20 protein-coding genes are annotated in these 21114 nt (G+C 47.4%); 6 read left to right on the top strand and 14 right to left on the bottom strand.

The features are described from left to right. Positions 1–80: 80 nt before the first annotated feature. The 4 genes from HMPREF3093_RS04410 to HMPREF3093_RS04390 all read left to right on the top strand — a co-directional run bounded on the left by HMPREF3093_RS04410 (position 81) and on the right by HMPREF3093_RS04390 (position 4891). Positions 81–1349, top strand: a complete 1269-nt coding sequence (locus HMPREF3093_RS04410; protein ID WP_070755787.1) for a DUF1576 domain-containing protein — start codon at positions 81–83, stop codon at positions 1347–1349. Positions 1350–1361: 12 nt separating this feature from the next. After that, the gene (locus tag HMPREF3093_RS04405; protein ID WP_070755786.1) at positions 1362–1706 is read left to right on the top strand and encodes a hypothetical protein; all 345 of its coding nucleotides are present in this window, start codon (positions 1362–1364) and stop codon (positions 1704–1706) included. Positions 1707–1738: 32 nt separating this feature from the next. Next, on the top strand, positions 1739–2011 hold the full coding sequence (locus tag HMPREF3093_RS04400; protein ID WP_070755785.1) for a hypothetical protein: 273 nt from the start codon (positions 1739–1741) through the stop codon (positions 2009–2011). Between the two features lie 921 nt (positions 2012–2932). After that, positions 2933–4891, top strand: a complete 1959-nt coding sequence (locus tag HMPREF3093_RS04390) for an ABC-F family ATP-binding cassette domain-containing protein (RefSeq protein ID WP_070755783.1) — start codon at positions 2933–2935, stop codon at positions 4889–4891. A gap of 216 nt (positions 4892–5107) precedes the next feature. Here HMPREF3093_RS04390 and HMPREF3093_RS04385 read toward each other — a convergent pair whose 3' ends face one another. The 7 genes from HMPREF3093_RS04385 to tsaB form a co-directional block, all read right to left on the bottom strand. Further along, on the bottom strand, positions 5108–6832 hold the full coding sequence (locus tag HMPREF3093_RS04385; RefSeq protein ID WP_070755782.1) for an ATP-binding protein: 1725 nt from the start codon (positions 6830–6832) through the stop codon (positions 5108–5110). An 11-nt stretch (positions 6833–6843) separates the two neighbouring features. Beyond that, entirely contained in the window at positions 6844–7914 is a 1071-nt protein-coding gene (locus tag HMPREF3093_RS04380) for an SIR2 family protein (protein WP_070755781.1), read from the bottom strand. Positions 7915–7965: 51 nt separating this feature from the next. Further along, positions 7966–9006 carry an alcohol dehydrogenase AdhP gene (gene adhP / locus HMPREF3093_RS04375; protein WP_070755780.1) on the bottom strand — a complete coding sequence of 347 codons (1041 nt, stop codon included), beginning with the start codon at positions 9004–9006 and terminating at the stop codon, positions 7966–7968. 250 nt (positions 9007–9256) lie between these two features. Further along, positions 9257–10270, bottom strand: coding sequence for a tRNA (adenosine(37)-N6)-threonylcarbamoyltransferase complex transferase subunit TsaD (gene tsaD, locus HMPREF3093_RS04370; RefSeq protein WP_070755779.1), 1014 nt, complete (start codon positions 10268–10270; stop codon positions 9257–9259). Next, positions 10267–10752, bottom strand: a complete 486-nt coding sequence (gene rimI, locus HMPREF3093_RS04365; RefSeq protein ID WP_083316273.1) for a ribosomal protein S18-alanine N-acetyltransferase — start codon at positions 10750–10752, stop codon at positions 10267–10269. Before rimI (HMPREF3093_RS04365) ends, tsaD begins: the two co-directional genes overlap by 4 nt. 11 nt (positions 10753–10763) lie before the next feature. Next, positions 10764–11357 (bottom strand): ribosomal protein S18-alanine N-acetyltransferase, encoded by a 594-nt coding sequence (rimI, locus tag HMPREF3093_RS04360; RefSeq protein ID WP_070755778.1) that lies wholly within the window; start codon positions 11355–11357, stop codon positions 10764–10766. Further along, a complete protein-coding gene (gene tsaB, locus HMPREF3093_RS04355) occupies positions 11329–12078 on the bottom strand; it encodes a tRNA (adenosine(37)-N6)-threonylcarbamoyltransferase complex dimerization subunit type 1 TsaB (protein ID WP_070755777.1) in 750 nt (249 codons plus the stop codon). The genes rimI (HMPREF3093_RS04360) and tsaB overlap by 29 nt, the downstream gene beginning before the upstream one ends. A 292-nt stretch (positions 12079–12370) precedes the next feature. Between tsaB and HMPREF3093_RS04350 the strand changes: the two genes are divergently transcribed. Further along, positions 12371–12772: a DUF1310 family protein gene (locus HMPREF3093_RS04350; protein WP_070755776.1), complete on the top strand. Its 402-nt coding sequence runs from the start codon at positions 12371–12373 to the stop codon at positions 12770–12772. Positions 12773–12863: 91 nt separating this feature from the next. Next, a complete protein-coding gene (locus HMPREF3093_RS04345; protein WP_070755775.1) occupies positions 12864–13280 on the top strand; it encodes a DUF1310 family protein in 417 nt (138 codons plus the stop codon). 66 nt (positions 13281–13346) lie between these two features. On the opposite strand, the gene nagE is transcribed toward HMPREF3093_RS04345, so the two are convergent. From nagE to infC, 7 genes are all read right to left on the bottom strand, one after another. Beyond that, positions 13347–14795: an N-acetylglucosamine-specific PTS transporter subunit IIBC gene (nagE, locus tag HMPREF3093_RS04340; protein ID WP_257244502.1), complete on the bottom strand. Its 1449-nt coding sequence runs from the start codon at positions 14793–14795 to the stop codon at positions 13347–13349. 23 nt (positions 14796–14818) lie between these two features. Beyond that, positions 14819–15718, bottom strand: coding sequence for a DUF7916 family protein (locus HMPREF3093_RS04335; RefSeq protein ID WP_070755773.1), 900 nt, complete (start codon positions 15716–15718; stop codon positions 14819–14821). 270 nt (positions 15719–15988) lie between these two features. Further along, positions 15989–17755 carry an ABC transporter ATP-binding protein gene (locus HMPREF3093_RS04330; protein ID WP_070755772.1) on the bottom strand — a complete coding sequence of 589 codons (1767 nt, stop codon included), beginning with the start codon at positions 17753–17755 and terminating at the stop codon, positions 15989–15991. A gap of 1 nt (position 17756) precedes the next feature. Beyond that, a complete protein-coding gene (locus tag HMPREF3093_RS04325) occupies positions 17757–19499 on the bottom strand; it encodes an ABC transporter ATP-binding protein (RefSeq protein ID WP_070755771.1) in 1743 nt (580 codons plus the stop codon). A gap of 95 nt (positions 19500–19594) precedes the next feature. Continuing rightward, on the bottom strand, positions 19595–19948 hold the full coding sequence (gene rplT, locus HMPREF3093_RS04320; RefSeq protein ID WP_023392342.1) for a 50S ribosomal protein L20: 354 nt from the start codon (positions 19946–19948) through the stop codon (positions 19595–19597). A gap of 30 nt (positions 19949–19978) precedes the next feature. Further along, positions 19979–20176, bottom strand: a complete 198-nt coding sequence (gene rpmI / locus HMPREF3093_RS04315; protein WP_023392343.1) for a 50S ribosomal protein L35 — start codon at positions 20174–20176, stop codon at positions 19979–19981. A 22-nt stretch (positions 20177–20198) separates the two neighbouring features. Further along, on the bottom strand, positions 20199–20714 hold the full coding sequence (gene infC / locus HMPREF3093_RS04310) for a translation initiation factor IF-3 (RefSeq protein WP_023392344.1): 516 nt from the start codon (positions 20712–20714) through the stop codon (positions 20199–20201). Positions 20715–21114 lie beyond the last annotated feature (400 nt).

Raw genomic sequence — 21114 nt, 5'->3', positions numbered from 1 at the left:
CCTCAGAAAAACAGCAAAAAACCCCGCGAAAGCCTTTCCTTTGTGCTATACTAACATTAGCAGCTGATAAGGAGGTTCCCATGGCTGATTCTACTATTCCATCTTTTCTGCGGCCCACCAAGAAGTCTAGTCTCTTAGTGCTGGCCCTCTATACCTTTATTTTTAGCTTTTTGATGCCAGATGCTGGAAGCCTCTGGTCTGATTACGGCCAAATTTTAAGTAAACAAAGCTACCTAATGACCGACTTTACGGCCATGGGGATGGCGGCTACCTTCTTCAATGTGGCTTGCCATTTCGTTATTGCCTACATCCTGGTCTACACCAACACGCGGTCACGTCTCAATGGTCTGCAAGCGGCAGCCGCCGGTATCTTTGCTGGCCACGCCCTTTTCGGGACCCATGTCTTGAATATCCTGCCTATTATTTATGGGGTCTACCTCTATAGTCGCTGGACCGGCCAATCCTTCGGCTCCTTGACCACGGTCAGCCTCTTCGCCACTTCGGCGGCGCCTTTTATCTCCTTCTGGGCCATCGCACCTGGCTTGTCCTGGTGGTCGCTAATTTTGGCAGCCCTGATTGGGACTGGCGTCGGCTTTATCTCGGCGCCTTTGGCTGAGCAATACCTTAAGTTCCACCAAGGCTTTAACCTCTATAACTTTGGCTTCGCCATGGGCCTTATCGCCATGTTCGGGACTATCAGCTTCCGCTACTTCAAGCTAGAGGCGCCTAGCCTCAGCATCCTCAATCAAGAGCATCATGGCCTCTTAGTCCTCTATCTGCTAGGCATCTTGCTAGGGCTCTTTGGCCTAGCAGCCTTCAAGCGGACAGAAGTCAAAGCCAACTACGGCAAACTCTTGCGCCGGGCCGGGCGGACACCGGATGACTTCCTAGCTCACTTCGGCTTCGGAACGGCCGCCTTCAATATGGCCCTTAACGGTAGCCTCTACTTGTTGATTGCCCTGGTCTTGGGTGTCCAATTCAATGGCCCTATCCTGGGCGGCATCTTAGGGGTCATGGGCTTCTCCGCCTTCGGTAAGCACCCGCGTAACTGCCTGCCTATCTCAGCCGGCATTCTGCTAGCTGCCTTATTGCTAGGCCAAGATCCCGCCCAATCCTCGGTTTGGGTGCCTATCTTATTTGGGACCACCCTAGCGCCAATTGCTGGACATTATGGCATCATTTATGGTGCAGTCGCAGGCTTTTTGCATTATAATGTAGTGAGTATGGTCTTTAGCTTACACGCAGGCATGAGCCTCTATAACAACGGCTTTGCGGGTGGCTTTGTCGCCGCCTTCCTGGTACCCATCTATGATACCCTGCGCAGCAACCATCACGCTTATGATGATTAGAAGGAGCCCCCTATGAATATCGAAAAACACAAAGCAACGCGTATTATGAAGGAGATTGTCTCCTATTTCTTAGACAATGGCCTCAATGATTTTAACCTGGACTTTAAGGCTAGCAACCAAGTCATTGAAATAACGGTCCAAGCGCCCTGCCAGGCCGAACCCGCTAGCTTCCAAGAGCTACTCAAGGATTTACAAAGTCCGCGGGAAATCGAAGTGGACGAATACTTCAATGCCCTCCTGGGTAGTCACTGCTCCGGCCATGACTACAGCTTCCTGGGCAAGGCCATCGACGAAGCCCAGGGTGGCTTCCAAGACGGCGTCTTGACCCTTACCATCAGACGATACAAAATCAAATAAATTAGTTACTAGTAGAAAGGATTGTTTCCCCCATGGATTTTCTCCGCATGCCAGCCTATCAACTCTTCTTACATCCGATTACGGGTGGTGCCATCTGGGGCTATGTGCTCGCCATGATTTATCTGCGCTATGTCCGTCGCTTCCCACAATACAAACCGCACTTCTATGGCGCCTTGGCTATCTTGATTTATGTGGCCCCTCTCTTCTTAACCCAGCACATCACCTTCACGCATGGTGTGTCCTGCGGATTGGCCTATGTCCTGACCCGTCTCTATGACTATGATCGGTCACAAGTTGCTAGCTAAATAGACTCGAGCTCCTCTTGAGGGGCTCTTTTTTGTGGCTAGCTCGATAAGATTTGAGGTAAAAATATTTTGGGGCATTTTAACTTTATCTGAATATTTTCGGGATGGCTATTGATGCGACAAGCATATCAGGAAACTCTATAAACTTCTTGGTTTTCAGTTTTTTGATGTGAGTTGTGGTTAACCACAACTCGATGCCAAATATTGATTAGCAAGATTGTTTTGATTTGGAGTTAGCGCCTATCCGTTATGCGTGCCTTTGGTCTTTAAACCTAAACTAGCTATCTGGCAGCGCCAGTCTTCCGCCTGGCTAGGCTATTTTTAACAAAAATTATTCTGGCCATTTTACATTTCTAGCCATATTATTCCGATAAACATTGATAGCACAGCAATAATAGACACCACCATCACTTTCTTGTTTTTCAGTATCTTTATGCGAGTTCGGGTTAACCCGAACTCAACGTAAAATGTTGAAAAGCAAGATAATTAAATTCTCGGTCTTTGTGGCGAGAACCCGTGATTGTCTTTCGGCATTAAAACCTAAAGCAGGCATTGGGAGCTGGACCGGCTCTAGCCTGGCCAGGCCAGTCTTCCAACAGATTTCTCGCCGTCTAACTCTCTCTTTTGTCCCAAACATGAGCCTTGTCTCCACTAAAAAATACTTGGACTAATTTAAGTTTCTCAATGTTTTCTACACTTTGCTATTGATATAAAGGCAATAAAATCTTCCCCTATGACTTTCTTGCTTGTCAAGATTACCCACCCAGTTCGGGTTAACCCGAACTAGGCCTAAAATATTGAAGAACAAGATGACGATAACCCGCCCTCCGGTCTCCGAGAATTCGTCCCTTCTCTTTCCTTGAAGGTCCTGAATCTTCAAGGTATAATGATAGAGACACTGATAGAAAGGAATCGCCTACTATGATTCTACTACAAGCCAATGACCTGGCTCGGCGCTTTGCCGATGACACCCTCTATGAAGGGGTCTCCTTCAATATCCAAACTCAAGACCGCATTGCCCTAGTGGGCCGTAATGGGGCCGGCAAGTCCACCCTGATTAAGCAAATCATGGGCGAGGAGCCAATCTCGGACGGTTCCATCACCAAGGCCAAAGGCCTAAAAATCGGCTACCTGGCCCAACATGTTCGGACCGAATGGAACGACAGCCTGTCCATCTGGGATACCATGCTAGCGGTCTTCCAGGAGACTTTGGCCCTACGCCAGACAGCTGAGGAAGCCGCCATGCGACTAGCTGAGCTGTCTGATGACACCCAAGCGCCAGCCTACCAGGCTGCCTTGGAGCGCTACGACCAACTCCAGGAGGCCCTAACCCAACGCAATGCCTATGCTATTGAGTCCGATATCCGGACCGTTCTACACGGTTTCCGTTTCTACGAAGCTGACTATGCTACGCCGGTCAGCCAATTATCCGGGGGACAGCGGACCCGTCTGGCCCTGGCCCGCATCCTGCTCATGGACTATGACCTGCTGATTCTGGACGAGCCGACCAACCACTTAGATATGACCACCCTAGCCTGGTTAGAAACTTACCTGACTGGCTACAAGGGTGCCCTCCTCCTGGTTTCCCACGACCGTTATTTCCTGGATAAGGTGGTCAACCAGGTCCTAGAACTGCGCCATCATCGCCTTCACACCTACAAGGGCAATTACAGCTACTATGTGGAAGAGAAGGCCCTGCGCCTAGCCGCGGAAGAGAAGGCCTATGCCGCTCAACAAGCCACCATTCAAAAACTCGAGGACTTCGTCCAACGTAACCTGGTGCGGGCGTCAACGACCAAAAGGGCCCAAAGTCGCCGCAAGCAGTTGGAGAAAATGGACCGCCTAGAAAAGCCTAAGCAGGACAAGCAGGCGCCACGCATCCAGTTTCTGGCGGCCAAGGATTCCGGTGAAGATGTCCTCGCCGTCGACCATTTGGCGGTGGGCTATGAGGCAACGCCGGTCGCCCAGGATCTCGACCTCCAGGTCCGACGCCAAGAAGCCATCGCCCTAGTGGGGCCTAACGGGGTCGGCAAGACCACCTTGCTCAAGACCCTGATTGGCCAACTGCCCGCCCTGGCAGGGACCTATCGCTTTGGGACGGGCGTCCAAATCGGCTACTACGACCAGAACCTGGTCTTGCCTGACGAGAATTTGACCGTCTTAGAAACCCTCTGGCAGGCTCATGACACCACTGACGAGAAGGTCATTCGGACCATTCTTGGCAGCTTCCTCTTCTCCGGCGATGACGTCCTCAAGAAGGTCTCCATGCTGAGCGGGGGCGAGAAGGCCCGGCTCAGTCTAGCCCTCTTAGCCACTGAGCACGACAACACCCTGATTCTAGACGAACCGACCAACCACTTGGATATCGACAGTAAGGAAGTTCTGGAAGATGCCTTGATTGCCTTCGATGGCACCCTGCTCTTCGTCTCCCACGACCGTTATTTCATTAACCGACTGGCGACGCAAGTAGTCGAAGTCACCCCACAAGGCGTCAAGACCTACCTAGGCGACTACGACTACTATCAGGAGAAGAAGGCTGAAGAAACCTTGATTGCCCAGAGCCAAGCTAGCCAGGCAAGCACTGAGCCTAAGACAGCCAATTCAGCTAATCCGGCCCAGCAAGACTACCAAGCCATGAAAGAAGCCAAGCGTCAACGCCGCCGCTTGGAAGAAGCCGTGGATCAGGCAGACGCCAGCCACGCCCAATGGGAGGCTCGCATCGCCCAACTCCACACCCAGATGGAGACGGCTGCCCTGGCCAATGACCAGAGCCAACTAGCCCAGCTCCACCAAGACCTGCAAGAGGCAGAAGCTGCCCAACTTGAGGCCTTAGAAGCCTGGGAAAGCGCCAGCCTGGCCTTGGAAGACTTCCTGTCCTAAGTTTAGAAGCTGCCCATTATATCATATATGATATATCGGGAAATCAAAAAGGCACTGAGACTTAAATCTCAGTGCCTTTTTATACTATCTCTTATTACCAGAGTTAGACATATATAAGATATTGAATAGGCTATAGGCAAGATAATGTTCACTAAACTGATAATTTAAGAACTATTAATGGCACTCAGTCTCCAATATTGCAGTAAATTGCTAATCTCATCTTGCTTGCTTTATCATATTCTGAATAGCCGAATCTATATCAAATACTGTATTTTCTCCGTCATTCCATCTATCCCAAAAATTAATGGTCGAACTTTTTGGAGCCTCACCAGGTCTATCTAAAAGTATTTTAGTTGGTAATTTTATAGAATCTCCCACTACAATGCATTCTCCAACATCTAAATTGGGCAATGTTTCTACTAATCCTACTAACGAATCTGTGAGCATAGTAGATACGGCTGCTTTGTCTCGATCATTAGTAATTTTCAAACTAATGATATTATTACACTGCGAAATAATGGTTGTATTCAACTCTGCTGGTCTCTGCGAAACTATAACTAAAGATACTCCGTATTTTCTCCCTTCTTTTGCAATTTTCTCAAAAATCTCAAGGGATTTATTTTCTACTGCTTTCAACTTTTGCGAGTCTCTAGGCATATATATATGCGCCTCATCACAAATCAATGCTAACGGATGTCTTGTGTGATTTTTTGTAGGAGACATCCAGAATTGAACATCATAAACTAATCTTGTTACAATCCCCATGACTATCGAGAGCATATCAGAGGGAACCTCAGATAAATCAATCACTTTAATTTTTTTACTGTGATCCATAATTTCTGAAACAAACTTATTCAAATACGACGACTCTTGCGTGTCTTTCTCATTGAAAATGAAACTGTATTTCTTATCATCTATTTTTGTTTGCAATCTAGTAATTAGATTAGTTAATTTGCCAAAATACTGCCCTTGCTTTGTTTTCTCTAGCCCTTTCTTTTCCCCTACTTTATATTGTTCTCCGGTCAATTCCACCTTCACATTCTCATCTTCCAAATATTCTTTTAGTGCAATAGCAGAAAACGGAATTGGCGTATCCGCCGTGATAATGTCTGCGGTAAGATCCGGCATCTTGGCATTAATATACTGCTTCTTATTCTCTAGGATATATTTTATGATGACCGCCCTCTGGTTTGATGCTGTTCCCTCTGAAGATTCAATAAATAAGGAGTGAATCTCCTCGTAATTAAAAAACCAAAGTGGTATATGCAAACCGTCTTCTGTGTCATTAATTTTAATCTGTTTAGCGTACGATAATTCGTTGTACTCACCATGTAGGTCAAATACGATAAGATTAGAATAATCTAATATATTTGCCTTTTCTAAAATATTAGCTACAGTATAAGACTTACCACTACCTGTACTACCTACAATACATGCATGACGTTGGAAAAATCTATTACCATCTAATATCGCTGCAACAGATTTATTACTAGCATATTTTCCAATTACTAATTTTTGAGAGTTTTCTGTACCACTATCCAGCGAATTCATAATGATTGATAAGCAATCTCCATCTGCTAGATAAACATCACTATTAATCTCAGGGTATGTGTTTACCGCACGTTTAAAAACATGTTGATGTGACACCCCCTCTCGGTTATAAAAGGTCCCTACTAATGTTACAGTACAGTAGTTATATGAATATACCAACTCAATATTATCATCATTCTCATCTTCGTTAACATCTACTCTTTTCTTACTAACCTTTGTAACTATTCCGATTAGTTTCTCGTCAGCATTATTCCCAGCCATAACAAGTAAGTCGTTGATTTTTAAGTTATTAAGCAATTGTTCATCTGCTACATAAATCGTTACTTTCTTTGTATCTACAGCTTGAACTGTACCAACTAGTTTAGTAAAATAATCCTGAATTTTACTCATTTTTGAGCTCCTTATCCTATAAATATGTCGGCAAACACATCTATATTCCATAATTCTGTACTTAATTTGTATTTTTGCTTTTTATATATCATATAAGAGTGTGAGTAACTTAAGTTATCACCACTAACGCCTTTGTAAATCAGTGTCCAATTATCATTGCTCATAGCTTTATCTACTATTTCCTGTTTTATGTCTCTCGTTAAGATGATTATATTCTTTGTTTTGCTGTCTAGCACAGAATTAAAATGTTCATCATTAAACCCATAGCCATAAATAAAGATGGAGAAGTCAGTATTTCTTGCGGTGATAATTTCGTTAAAAACTTCTCTATGTATCCTAAACAATTCATGTGTCATTCCATATTGGTATTTCATGCCCCCCGGAGTGATTATTTCTATGTCTCCTTTATTTCTTTTAAGATAACCTACATCATTAATTTGTTTGACCGAACTCTCGCCATTTATCCAGTTAATTGATCCATGCGGCTTTAATAGCCTTATCATTGGGACAGAATTCGAATAGTAGTTACGTGGATTTCTTATTCTGTCTTCATTAAAGTACTGAAATATATTTCCCTCAAACCCTAGATTGGTTAGCAACTCTAATTTATCTGCAATTGTCTCAATAACCAAGTCATAGTTAGGTGTCATAATATCAATTATTCTATTCTGTACACTAACTGTTTCAGATAGATATCTAATGAGTTTTTCAAAGCCAGATTCCCTACCTAGAATCCCCTCTCTAGCTGCTAAATCAGATGACAGTATATATTCGGCAGTAATCTCTCGTATTTTTTCCACAAAATCCACTTCATCAGGTTTAATTTTTAGTAGAGCTGCCTCTAAACCATTGGAACGAACATCAGCCTGGTATTCGTTCCATTTTTCTAAGTAATCACTATATTCATTATTAAAATTTTTTTCTAACTCATCTGACAATCCCACCATACCAGCAACACCAAGGCTTATTGAAAGTCCTGTCCCTACTATTATTTTTGGAAAGGAGGTTCTAGATAGATATCTCTCCTTAATATCTGCATAAATTGTATTAAAGTTATCTCCATTGATGTCCAATTCTTCCATCTTCTTTATTTCCTTAAAAAAAAGGGTCAGAAATTCTGACCCTATTCTTTTTTAGTGGTGATGACCACATGCGCATTGATGCTTCATGTCTAGCACCATCCGACCTTGAATGGTGCCGGCTTCCATCTCAGCGAAGACAGCCGCCACATCATCCAGTGGGCGTTTTTGAACGATTGGGACAACCAAGCCTTCAGCCCCGAATTGGAAGGCTTCTTCCAAGTCTTTGCGGGTCCCTACCAAGGAACCGATGACTTCAATGCCGTCCAGAACGGCCTTAACGATTGGCAAGTCCATGGTTTCAGATGGCAGACCCACGGCTACCACTTTACCAGCGGCCCGCACGGCGTTGATGGCATCATTGAAGGCATCCTTGGATACGGCTGTTACCACCGCAGAGTGGGCTCCACCGAAATGTTCTTGAATGTATTCCGCCGTATTCACGTCCTTGGCGTTGAGGGCCACATCTGCCCCTACTTCTAAGGCCAAGTCCAACTTGTCTTGGTTGATATCAATGGCCACCACATGGGCATTGAAGACCTTCTTAGCATATTGTATAGCCAAGTTACCTAAGCCCCCGCAACCATAGATAGCAACACATTGGCCAGGCTTAGCATCTGCTACCTTAATGGCCTTATAGGTGGTAACCCCAGCACAGGTAATTGAAGAGGCTTGGGCAGGATCCAGACCTTCTGGCACCTTAACCGCATAGTCCGCTGTTACCAAACATTGTTCGGCCATACCCCCATCAACGGAGTAACCCGCATTTTTCACGCTACGGCAAAGGGTTTCGCGACCTGTTGTACAGTATTCGCAGCGACCACATCCTTGGAAGAACCAAGCAATACTTACTCGGTCGCCAACCTTCAAGCTGGTCACATCGGGTGCCACTTGAGTGACAATCCCAATCCCTTCGTGCCCGAGAATCCGACCTGGCACCTTACCAAAATCTCCATGGGCTACGTGCAAATCGGTGTGGCAAACCCCACAATATTCCACATCGACCAAGGCTTCCCCTGGGCCTACCTTAGGCGTTTCGCGTTCGACAATTTCTACTGTTCCATCACAGGCTTGACTTACTACTGCTGCTCTCATTGTTTGACTTCCTTTCTGTATTAACTTACTGATTTTTGGATGTGACGGTCGCACCTGCTCCCCTCCTTGGCTACCTGCGACTCGTGCCATATTTCACATTATATATTATAGCACTTTCTTGCTCAAAAAGCAAACGCTTACATTTTGACAAACATTACGCTTTGCATGTGAAATGACAAGGGCTTAAGACTAGGCTTAGCGGACCTTTCTGCGCAAAGTCTAGCCCTAAAGACCCACAAAAAAGCCTAGCTTATAGGAATAAGCCAGGCTTAGCATTGAGGCTGAGGGGACTAAATGTTTTTTGTAAATAAAGCGGATAGGCAGCTGCCCCAATCATGGCTGCATTGTCCCCACAGAGGGATAGGGGCGGAATCAAGACTTGCACATCAGGATAGCGACTGGCCAATTCTTGACTGAGACCTTGGCGGAGCCCACTGTTGGCGGCCACACCCCCGGCCAGAATAAATTGCTTAACAGGATATTGTTCCAAGGCCTTGAGGGTCTTGCCCACCAAGACATCGACGACGGCCTGCTGGAAGCTGGTGGCTAAATCAGCCGTCACTAGCTCCTGCCCCCTTTGCTTGGCATTATGAACTAGGTTCATGACCGCGCTCTTCATACCACTGAAGCTGAAGTCCAAGTTATCTTCCTGCAGCATGGCCCGTGGCACTGGATAGGTATCCTGGCCTTGATGGGCCAAGGCATCCACATGCTTGCCGGCCGGATAAGGCAGGCCCAGCAAGCGCCCGACCTTGTCATAGGCTTCGCCGACCGCATCATCCTGGGTCTCCCCCACGACTTGATAAGTGGCATGCTCAGGCATATAAACCAACTCGGTATGGCCACCCGAAGCAATCAGGGCCAGCAGAGGAAAGGCCAGCTCCTGGCTGATTTGACTGGCATAGATATGGCCGGCCAAATGATTGACCGCAATCAAAGGCTTGTCATGGACCAAGGCCAAGGTCTTGGCGGCGGTAATCCCGACTAGGAGGGCGCCGACTAGTCCAGGCCCCTGGGTCACCGCAATGGCATCAATGTCCTGCCAAGTGACGCCGGCTTGTTCTAGGGCCAGACGGGTTACCTGACTGACTTGTTCCACATGATGGCGGCTGGCTACCTCTGGCACTACCCCGCCAAAGCGGATATGACTTTGGACCTGGGAAGCCACCACATTGGCTAAGATGGTCTGGCCGTCTTCGACAATGGCCACACTGGTCTCATCGCAAGACGATTCAAAGGCCATAATCCGAACTTTTTGACTCATGAAGGCTCCCCCTCCTTTTCTGATAGACTTAGCAATTTCTGCATAATGACCGCATCATCCACCGGATCCTGATAGTAACGCGGCCGGACGATTAAGATTTCAAAGCCAGCCTGTTGGTAGAGGCCCAGGGCTGCTGCATTAGCCTGGCGGACTTCCAAGAAGACATGGCGGATGCCCCGATGGGCTAGTTGATTTAAGACAAAGTCTAGGAGCTGGCGCCCCAGTCCCTGACCTCGCAAGTCAGGTCGGATATAGACTAGGTTGAGGGTGGCTTCATCCAAGACATGGTGGAGGCCGACATAACCCAGCACCTGATCATGGTCTAGCAGCAGGTAATACTCGGCTTGGTCCAGTTGGAAGTCGCCCCGACTCTGGGCTTCATTCCAGTGCAAGGCCTGATTGCCTTCAATAATGACCTGACGGAAGGCCTCGGGTAGCTGGGCCCCGGTGAAGGGCACCACCTGATAATGTTTGCTGTCCATGCCGACACCTCCTATTGCTGACAGTCGTAGACCATGAAGAGGGCGTCCTCCTGCATGGTGTGGTAGTAGTTGGGCACTAGGCGATCAATTTCAAAGCCTAGCCCCTGATAAAGGGCTTGAGCGGCCTGGTTGGTCGCCCGAACCTCTAAGGTCACCCGCCGGCTGCCGATTTGGCTGACGCAACGACACCAGCGTTGCACCAGGCGACGGGCATAGCCCTGGCGCCGAAAGCGCGGGTGGATGAAGAGATGGCTGATGTGGGCGGTCTTTTGCTGGCAACGGCCAGAAATCAGGCCCTGAATATGGCCATCGATTTCTAGCACCCAGTAGATGGCATAGAGATTATAACGGAAGTCGGTCCGGAAATCCTTGAGGGTCCAGGCCAGAAAGCCGTCATAGCAGAGTTCTTCTAAGGCCACTAGCTCAGGCAAATCCTCTTCGACTAATGGGCGTAGATAGGCCCCCGCACCCAGGGGCTGGGGCGGGAACTGACTGATGTCAAGAGCCGCATGACGCTTGGGTGGCGTCTGACTCGCTTCCTGGGAATGGCGACCTAGCACCTGCTCCTGCCAGAACTCACGAATAATAGTGGATAAGTGCTGCATGGTCGACACTGGTGCCTCCTTCTTTGGCTAGCCATTCCTGTTCCGCCAGGGTCAAATGGCCATAGACAGGCTCTAAGAGGGCCGGCTCTGCCACCCGCTCATGGGCGACTTGCTGGAACTTGTCGGTATGAGGATAGGCAGTCCAGCCTTCCACCGTCTTAAGGCTGATATCTGGCAAGGCCTGGCCAAAGGCCTCAGCGAAAGGCGCCAGATGCTGGCCTATCATCAGGACTTGGGCTCCGGCCTGCAAATATTGGCTAGCCTCCGAGCTCAGCCAGGTCTGCCAGTCGGCATGGCAATCCGCCGTCACCGCCACCAGACCCTGGTTTGTCTGCTGATAGAGAGCCGTGTAGGCTGACAAGCGGCGGGCATCCATGAGGGGGATAATGTAGTCTCCCACTGGAACACGGACTTGGGCTGCTAGCAGGGCCAGGGAAGACATCTGATAGAGGGCTAGACCCAGACTGTCAGCCCAGGTTTTAGCTAGGGTCACCCCAATCCGCACGCCGGTATAAGAGCCGGGTCCTACCCCCACATAGAGGCTATCCACGGCTTGGCGGTCCACATTGCAATCCTCCAGCAATTGGGCCACAACAGGCACCAAACGCTCCCCATGCTGTCTGCCAGCCGCTAAGCTGGTGTGCCCTAGCACTCGGTCCGCATCATCTATGACTGTCACTGACAGTGCCTCCGTCGCCGTATCTAATGCAAGCTTGGCCATGCCGCTCGCCTCCTTCTCTGATTTATCACCTATCTATTTTAACACAATGTGACCAGCAACTGAAGAGGCCAACACATCTCTGTGCTGTCTTTATAACATTCTTTCCCTAGCCCTTTAGTCGACTTCTAGGACCTGAGACCTGTTCTTAGTCAATAAAGCTTATTGTCGTTCTAACCTACCTATGGTATGATGGCATTAATTAAGATGCCGATAGTAGAGATTCGCATTAGAGCGAGACTCCATTATTTTCCCATATGTCTAATCCCCACATTTTCAATCCTGGAGGGATACTATGTTTAAGACCAAACGCATTCTGATTTCAATTATTCTCGCCATGCTCTTATTGATTGGCTTTCAAATCTACAGATATCAACAAGATAGAAATACCGCTGAGATTGAAATGATTCAGGTGCTCCATGACAAGGATGTACATGCAGAAATTGAAAAATTTCTAATGTCAAGAGACCCTAACGCTCTGACAAGCAAAGGAAAAATTAAGTCCTATCAAATAGACTATCATACAGCTCATCTGAATCCTATGGGCGGAATTGGATTTACTGTTTATGTTAACGATGACCACACAATTTCTTTTAGTTCTATCCTTAGTAAATATGGACCATCAGGGATTTACGGACTTTCAACAGCAGAGTCTAACGAGTTTCAACGCTTAGTAGGGATTGAAAAATATGAATAGAATATCTGAGCAAGGATACATGATAATTTCTAAGAAACAATGAGAGCCTCTCAAAATAGGGAATCCTTATATCTGCTAAGGAGGATATAGAATGTTTAAGCAAACTCGAAAGATGGTTACCATCAGCCTTTTAATATTATTCGCCATTATCTGCTTCCCTCTTTATCGATACCATCAGGCTCAACAAGAGATTGAGGCAGAAATCAATCGCACCATGCATAGTCCCGCTGTACACGCGGAGATTGAAGGTTTCTTGCTCAAAGAAGACAAGCAAGCCCTAACCAGTAAGGGAAAAATCCAATCTTACGAGATTGACTACTCCTCTGCCAGACCAAATCCTATGGGCGGAATCATGTTTACAGTCTATATTAATGGAGACCGAGAGATCTATCTAAAATTCGCCCTGTCGAAACATACGAATAGGGAGGACTCTTCTCAATCCTCTGAAAATAGATTTAGCTATAGCGTATCCATCTCAGAAAAATTCCAACAGTTAGTAGGCAAATAATAAGAAAAAGCGTTGGCAGCCTCAAGGCTCCAACGCTTTTTTTATCTACTCTATCAATAGACTGGCTTATTTTACTTGTGCTGCTAAGGCATCGTGAACAAATTGTACTTCGGTCCCGATAATGACTTGCACGTTCTTTTTGTTAAGGACACGCGTTGCAACAGCACCGGTAGATTTGATCTTAGCTTCGTCAACCTTGCTAGTATCAGCTAGGGTTAAACGTAAGCGAGTAGCACAGTGGTCAGTTGCTTCAATGTTGTCCTTGCCACCTAAACCTTCAATTAATAAAGGAATGTTGAAGTCGCTAGCTTTAACGGTCATGTTAGCATCGCCTTCAGTGGACTCATCTTCTTCACGACCTGGAGTGGTGAAGTTGAATTTCTTGATTAAGAAGTCGAAGACCAAGAAGTAAACCGCGAACATTACCACACCTAAGACAATCAAGAGCCAAGGATTGTTAGCCATTGGCAAGCGGCTAGTTAAGATAAAGTCAATCAAACCAGCACTGAAGTTGAAACCTGCAGTAGCATGTAACAAGGCTGCAATTGTCAAGGATACCCCTGTTAAGACAGCGTGCACCAAGTAAAGAACAGGTGCTAAGAACATGAAGGAGAATTCAAGTGGCTCGGTAATCCCAGTTAAGAAGGAAGCCAAGACAGCCGCTACTAAGAGAGCTGCTACAGCTTTTTTCTTGCTGTCTTTGGCATTGCGGTACATTGCCAAAGCAGCCCCTGGTAAACCAAACATCATGACTGGGAAGAAACCAGCTTGGTACATACCAGTTTGACCTAGAACCCCAGTGTTACCCCAGAAGTTCCCGATATCGTTAATCCCAGCTACGTCGAACCAGAATACAGCGTTGAGGGCATGGTGTAAACCAACTGGAATCAAGAGACGGTTGAAGAAACCATAGATACCAGCACCGATTGCGCCCAAGCCAACAAATGACTTACCAAAGGCTACTAAAGCACTGAAGACTGCTGGCCATACGAAGAGCAAGACAAGGGCAGCAAGTGATGCTACAAGACCTGCCATGATTGGCGCAGAGCGACGACCGCTGAAGAAACCTAGAGCGGTTGGTAATTTAACATCTTTGAAACGGTTGTACATTTCCCCACCGATGATCCCTGATAAGATCCCGATGAAGGCGTTAGTGCTCTTAGAGAAAGCCAAAGCTACTTCTTCTGGTTTTACCCCTTGTAATTGAGCTACAACATCCTTAGATAGGATAGTCGTGATAATTAAGAAGGCGACCAAACCACTGAGACCGGCTGCCCCGTTCTTGTCTTTGGCTAAACCAACAGCCAAACCAACGGCGAATAAGAGTGGAATTTTGTCGATTAAGACTAAACCTGCTTGAATCAAGAAGACTGCTACTGGGTTGGTCCCGGTTTGGCCTGGAACACCTAAACCAGCAGGGCTAATCCAGTAACCAATCCCCATTAAAATGGAAGCTACTGGTAAGATGGCAACAGGTAGCATCAAAGAGCGACCCATTTTTTGTAAATATGACATCATTGTTTTTTCCTACTTTCTATTTATCTTAATACTGATTGTCCCATACGGAAATAAGTATGTCGCTTCCCTCTAATTGCTAGCGACAAGGCCAGAATATTCTCTGGATCTGGCATGCGTCCGTAGGAACCATCGCCAATGTGATGAATATCTGTACCCACGCGTTTGTTGGCTAGCGCAAATTCGCGAATGGTCCCACTATCGGCACTTTCCTGACTGGTGCCAATGGTTGAGATAACTAAACCGCCCAAGTCCTTGACCTGATCGGCAATCCGCGCCACCTGGTCTTCTCTGACACCCGGCACGGTCCCCACACTTGGAATCAAGACGCCATCCGCACCTGCTGCCATGTAGGCTAACAAATGCGCTTCCGAGACCACCTTCTCGCCGGTCCCGGCACTGTGCATCTTACCTGCAAAGACCAGTCCCTTGAAATGCTGCTTAGCTAGCCGCACCGTGGCTTCAATGCCCTGATGACTAACCCCTGTCGAAGGGTTACCCGTCAAGACCAAGAAATCAAATCCCTCTCGGTTAGCGGCTTGGAAGTTCTCTACCGTGGCACGTCGGCCCTCCGGTAGGTCAATCCAGTCTTCTAGCGCTTCAGCACTTGGATCAACCGGTTCTAAGTTCAACCCCATAGGTCTACCGGTTAATTCCTTGAGATAGACAATGGGCGCGTCCATTGCGGGCAAACTATGGATAAATTTGGTGGATAGATCATATTCATTCAATAATAGCATATCCGCACTAAATGCCCGCATCATCTCCGCATTGCTCACCCCTTCAATTAGCGGTGCCTTAGTGACTACTGTTTCCGCCAAGATAATACGGCCTTCGCTAGCCTTAATGGCTTGTTTTAGTTCCGCGGCTGTCAAAGTTTTGACCTCACTGGCTGTGCAAGACAACAAACGTTTATGAGCCATGCTTCTCCTCCTTTCCAGATATTTTTTAAACGCATTCATTGATACGTCTTGCCTTCATTATAGTCCTGAAACCCCTTAATGTAAAGCCTTTCCGCTCCAAATTAAGCACATCACTAATTGAGATAAATTTCAGCTTAATTTTGACTGTCATTCTTAAAGGCAACACTTGGGCGATAAAACTATAAGCTATCTAATCCGCACTATTGTGACACTTTTTTGTCTAGTCTAATTACAAAAATAAGGTTAGGACAAAATCCTAACCTTATGGGCTTATTGATTAAATTGACTTTGATAGAGCTCGTAGTAGAAGCCCTTGGCTGCCAAGAGACTGTCGTGATTGCCTTGTTCTACAATCTGGCCATCATGTAAGACCAGAATCTTATCGGCTTCCTGAATGGTCGACAGACGATGGGCAATAACGAAGCTGGTCCGGCCCTCCATCAGACGGCTCATGGCCTTCTGAATGAGGAGCTCCAGACGGGTATCCACTGACGAAGTGGCCTCGTCCAGAATCAGAATCTTAGGATCTGCCAGCAAGGCCCGGGCAATCGTCAGCAGTTGCTTCTGACCCAAGGAGATATTGCTAGATTCCTGGTTCATCTTCATATTGTAACCACCTGGCAAGGTCCGGATAAAGTGGTCCACGTTGGCGGCCTTGGCTGCTTCCACGATTTGTTCGTCAGTAGCGTTTAAGTTACCGAAACGCAGATTGTCCTTAATGGTCCCTTCATAGAGCCAAGCATCCTGGAGCACCATGCCAAACTGCTGGCGCAATTCCTGACGTGGCAAGTCCCGGATATCCAGGCCATCCACTTGAATGGCCCCCTGAGTCACATCATAGAAGCGCATGAGCAGGTTAATTAGGGTTGTCTTACCGGCGCCCGTTGGCCCGACAATGGCAATCATTTGACCCGGCTCGACTTCTAGGTTGAAATTACGAATCAGAGGCTTATCTTCCTGGTAGTGGAAGGCCACGTCCTGGAAGCTGACCCGCCCTGTCAGCGGTCCTGCCAAATGAGCCTTAGCACTGACTACTTCCTCTGGCGCATCCATCAATTCTAGAATCCGGTCCAGGGAAGACTTAGCTGACTGCAAGGCACCTGTCAGCTGGGTGATCGTCTGAATCGGTTGGTTGACCTGCCAGACATACTGGACGAAGGCTTGCAGGTTACCGATAGTCAGCACCCCTTGCAAGACGGCCAAGCCCCCCAGCAACGCTAGGAGCAAGTAGGTCATGTGGGAGATGAAGCCTACCAGCGGCATGACCATCGAAGACACCATGGTCGCCTTAAAGCCTACTTGTTGTAAATTATGGGTAATGTCATAAAATTCCTGGGCGGATTGTTCTTCCCGGCCATAAAGCTTGATGACATTGAAACCTGTTAGGTTCTCCTGGACAAAGCCATAGAGGCGACCTAAGGCGTCGGCCTGGCCTTTGAAATAAGGCTGAGATAGAACCAGGATCTTCTTAGCCACCCAATAAGACAGTGGCATAGAGATAATGACCACTAAGGCTAAGCTTGCGTTAAGCCAAATCATCATGGCTATCACCAAACCAAGGGTGAAGACGGCATTGACAATTTGGAGTAAACTCTGCTGCAAGGCATTGGAAACGGACTCCACATCACCAGTCATACGGCCTAAGAGGTCACCAAATTGATGTTGGTCCACATAGGAGACCGGCAAGCGGTTGAGTTTCTGGTTCATGGCCTGACGCAGATCCCGAATGGTCCCTTGGACGGCATTGGTGATGGCCACGTTGGCTAGATAGGCAGACACTTGATAGGTCAAGCCACGGAAGAAGTAGATGACCAGAATCCAGCCAATATAGGAGTAATTGAGGCTAGCGCCCGGCACCTTTTGCAGGATGGCCACACTGCCCCGCGAGATTTCCGTCAGGGCCAAACCCCAAATGAAAGGTTCCAAGACGGAGGCAATGTCACTCACAATGGTCAAGAGGATTGCCCAGAAATAAGACAAGCCATATGGCTTCATATAAGGCAGGAGGCGCTTGATACTAGATACTTTTTTATTCATCTTACATGGCCTCCTCATCTAGACTGGCTTGCTTAAGCTGAGAATTGGCGATATCACGGTAAATCTCATTGCTAGCCATTAATTCTTGGTGGGTACCGCGACCCACGATTTCGCCCTTGTTGAGGACGATGATTTGGTCAGCATTCATAATGGTCCCCACGCGTTGAGCCACAATCAAGACGGCGGCCTCTTGGGTCACTTCCTTGAGCCGCTTACGCAGTTGGGCGTCAGTCTTATAGTCCAGGGCCGAGAAGGAATCGTCGAAGATATAGATATCAGGACGCTTCACTACGGCACGGGCAATAGACAAGCGTTGCTTCTGACCCCCTGACAGGTTGCTGCCACCCTCTTCCAGGAAGGCTTCATAGCGTTCAGATCGGCTATGAATAAATTCCCGCGCCTGGGAGATATCGCTGGCCTTCTCCAACTCGCCTTCACTGGCATTCCATTTACCATAGCGCAAGTTGTCGCCGATGGTCCCGGTAAAGAGCAGGGACTTCTGCGGAATAAAACCAATCTTCTGGCGCAAGGCCTTGAGATTGTAGTCACGGACATCGACGCCATCCACCAGGATTTTACCCAGGGTGACATCATAGAAGCGCGGAATGAGCTGAACCAGCGAGGACTTCCCGCTCCCGGTCGACCCGATAAAGGCGATAGTCTGGCCAGGCTTAACTTCAAAGCTAATATTATGAAGCACCGGACTCTCCGTCTCACCTGGATAGGCAAAGGTCACATTCTCGAAGGTCAGATAGCCCCGCGTTTCCGTCTCGGTCACTCCCTTGGGATTTGGATCAATAGAAATAGGTAGATCCATGACCTCCTGCAACCGGGCTGCCGATACGGCGGTCCGCGGATACATCATGAAGAGGTTGGCGAAGAGCATGAAGGAGAAGAGAGCATGGAAGGCATACTCCACAAAGGCTACCAGATTCCCCACTTGGAGTGAACCCTGAGCGATTGGCTCCAAGGCAAACCAAACAATGGCCACAATCATCCAAATCAAGATATGGACGAAGAGTGGGTTAGCCCAACCCATTAATTTGAAGAGGCGGGACGAGGTCTCGGTATAGGATTGGTTTTGCTCATCGAAGCGTTGCTCTTGGAAATCCTCGCGCGCAAAGGCCCGGATAACCCGCAAACCAGATAGGTTCTCGCGGGCATACTGGTTAATCTTATCTAGTGTCTTCTGTTGTTGCTTAGACAGGGGCGTCGACTTTCTGGCCAAAAACCAGATGGAAATGGCTAGCGGTGGCACCGCCAATAAAATCAACCAGGCCAGGGACGGGCTGGTTACCAGAATCATGACCATGGAAGATGCTATCATAAAGGGGGTAATCATCCCCAAACGCAGACTTTGGTCGGCAAATTGCATGAGGGCGAAGGCATCCGAAGTTATCCGGGTTACCAAACTAGAAATCCCAATCTGCTCATATTCATGGTGGGAGAACTGCTGAATTTTGTCATAGAGATCGTTACGCATCTCCCGAATCATCTCGGTAGTCAGCTTGCTGGCGGTGTAGGAGAGCAGGATGCGCCCTGCCACCCCGGCCAGAATCACTAGGAACATGATGACAGACCAGTAATAGAGACGGCTGACATCGTGAGGTAGGATGGCTTCGTCTACCATACGGGCTAGGATGGTCGGCAGGCCCAAGTTAACTAAGACAAAGAAAAAAGCCCCTAAGAAATCTAGAAACAAGAGCTTGGGTTGCTTGCGTAAATAACGCCAAATGTACTGCATATAGAACCTCCTTTTTGTTATTGATTGATTAAAATTCAAAAAATAGAGGCATCGACCGACCGGTCCTGCCTCCATTTATCTGCTTAATCCGCTTCTTATAAAGCTTTCTTAGCTTGTTCTACTAAAGCAGTGAATGCTGCTGCATCGTGAACTGCTAAGTCAGCCAACATTTTACGGTTCACTTCAACGCCAGCTTTCTTCAAGCCGTTCATTAAGACGCTGTAGCTGATCCCGTTCATACGAGCTGCCGCGTTGATACGGGTAATCCATAAACGACGGAAGTCACGTTTTTTCTGACGACGGTCACGGTAAGCATACATGTAAGATTTCATTACTTGTTGCTTAGCGGTCTTGAATAAGAGATGTTTGGCACCGTAGTAACCTTTAGCTAATTTTAATGTACGTTTACGACGTTGACGGGTAACGTATCCACCTTTAACACGTGGCATAGTAAATTCCTCCTTGGTTCTTCTCTAGTATTATAATTGCGAAATTTGTTGTTTAATACGTTTGTAGTCTGAATTAGATACTAAGTCAGCTTGACGTAATTGACGACGTTGTTTCTTAGTTTTACCATGGAAACGGTGGCTAGTGAAAGCGTGTGAACGTTTCAATTTACCTGAACCAGTCTTCTTAACGCGTTTTGCTAAACCGCGGTGTGTTTTTTGTTTTGGCATGGGAATTCCTCCTATAAAAAGATTAGTCTTGTTGCGCCGCTTGGGCTAATGGGGCTAGCACGATGAACATGCTGCGACCTTCCATTTTTGGTCGAGCTTCAACCGTTGACACATGGCTTGTGTCATCAATGAAGTCTTCCAATACGTCTTGACCCAATTCCTTGTGGGTGATGGCCCGCCCGCGGAAACGAATGCTGGCTTTGACCTTGTCACCATGTTCGAGGAACTTGATGGCCTGGCGTAATTTGGTTTGGTAATCATGGTCTTCGATACCAGGAGAAAGACGAACTTCTTTGACGGTTACGATCTTCTGATTCTTCCGTTGTTCCTTTTCCTTCTTCTGCATCTCATAACGGTATTTACCGTAGTCCATAATCCGAGCAACAGGTGGCTTGGCATTTGGTGAGACAAGTACTAGGTCAAGTCCGAAAGATTCTGCAATAGTGAGCGCATCATTAAGTGATTTGACTCCGATTTGTTCACCATTGTCTCCAATCACACGTAATTCACGTGCGCGGATATCTTCGTTAATGATCATTTCTTTAACGATGGTAGTCCACCTCCAGTTAGATTTCGAGCCTTACAAGAAAAAAACTAGCTTGTGTACACAAACTAGCCGCTACTTATCCCCGCACCAAGGCGCAAAGGAAACTCTCTATCAGCCAAGCACCTAAGGGGATTGGCGAGAAACGGCTGGTTTCTACTTGTTTTACTCAACTACGATAGTATAGCACAGCTTAGACCGGTATGCAAGGGGAAATTTTTTGTTTTTGCTGGTCGCCTAGGCAGCTAGTGGGGCGTAGGCGCGTGACTTTTCGGAGCTTTCGGCTAGGTTGCTGTACTTTTTTGGGCAGCCAGTGGTCCACAACTTTTCCTGACTTTTGACCCGTTTTCGACACTTCCTCGGGTAGCTAGTGGTCCACTCGACGGAGTGGACC

Source organism: Abiotrophia sp. HMSC24B09, assembly GCF_001815865.1.
Classification (GTDB): Bacteria; Bacillota; Bacilli; order Lactobacillales; family Aerococcaceae; genus Abiotrophia.
Note: the sequence above shows the minus strand (reverse complement) of the source record. Positions and strands in the feature narration are given on the sequence as shown.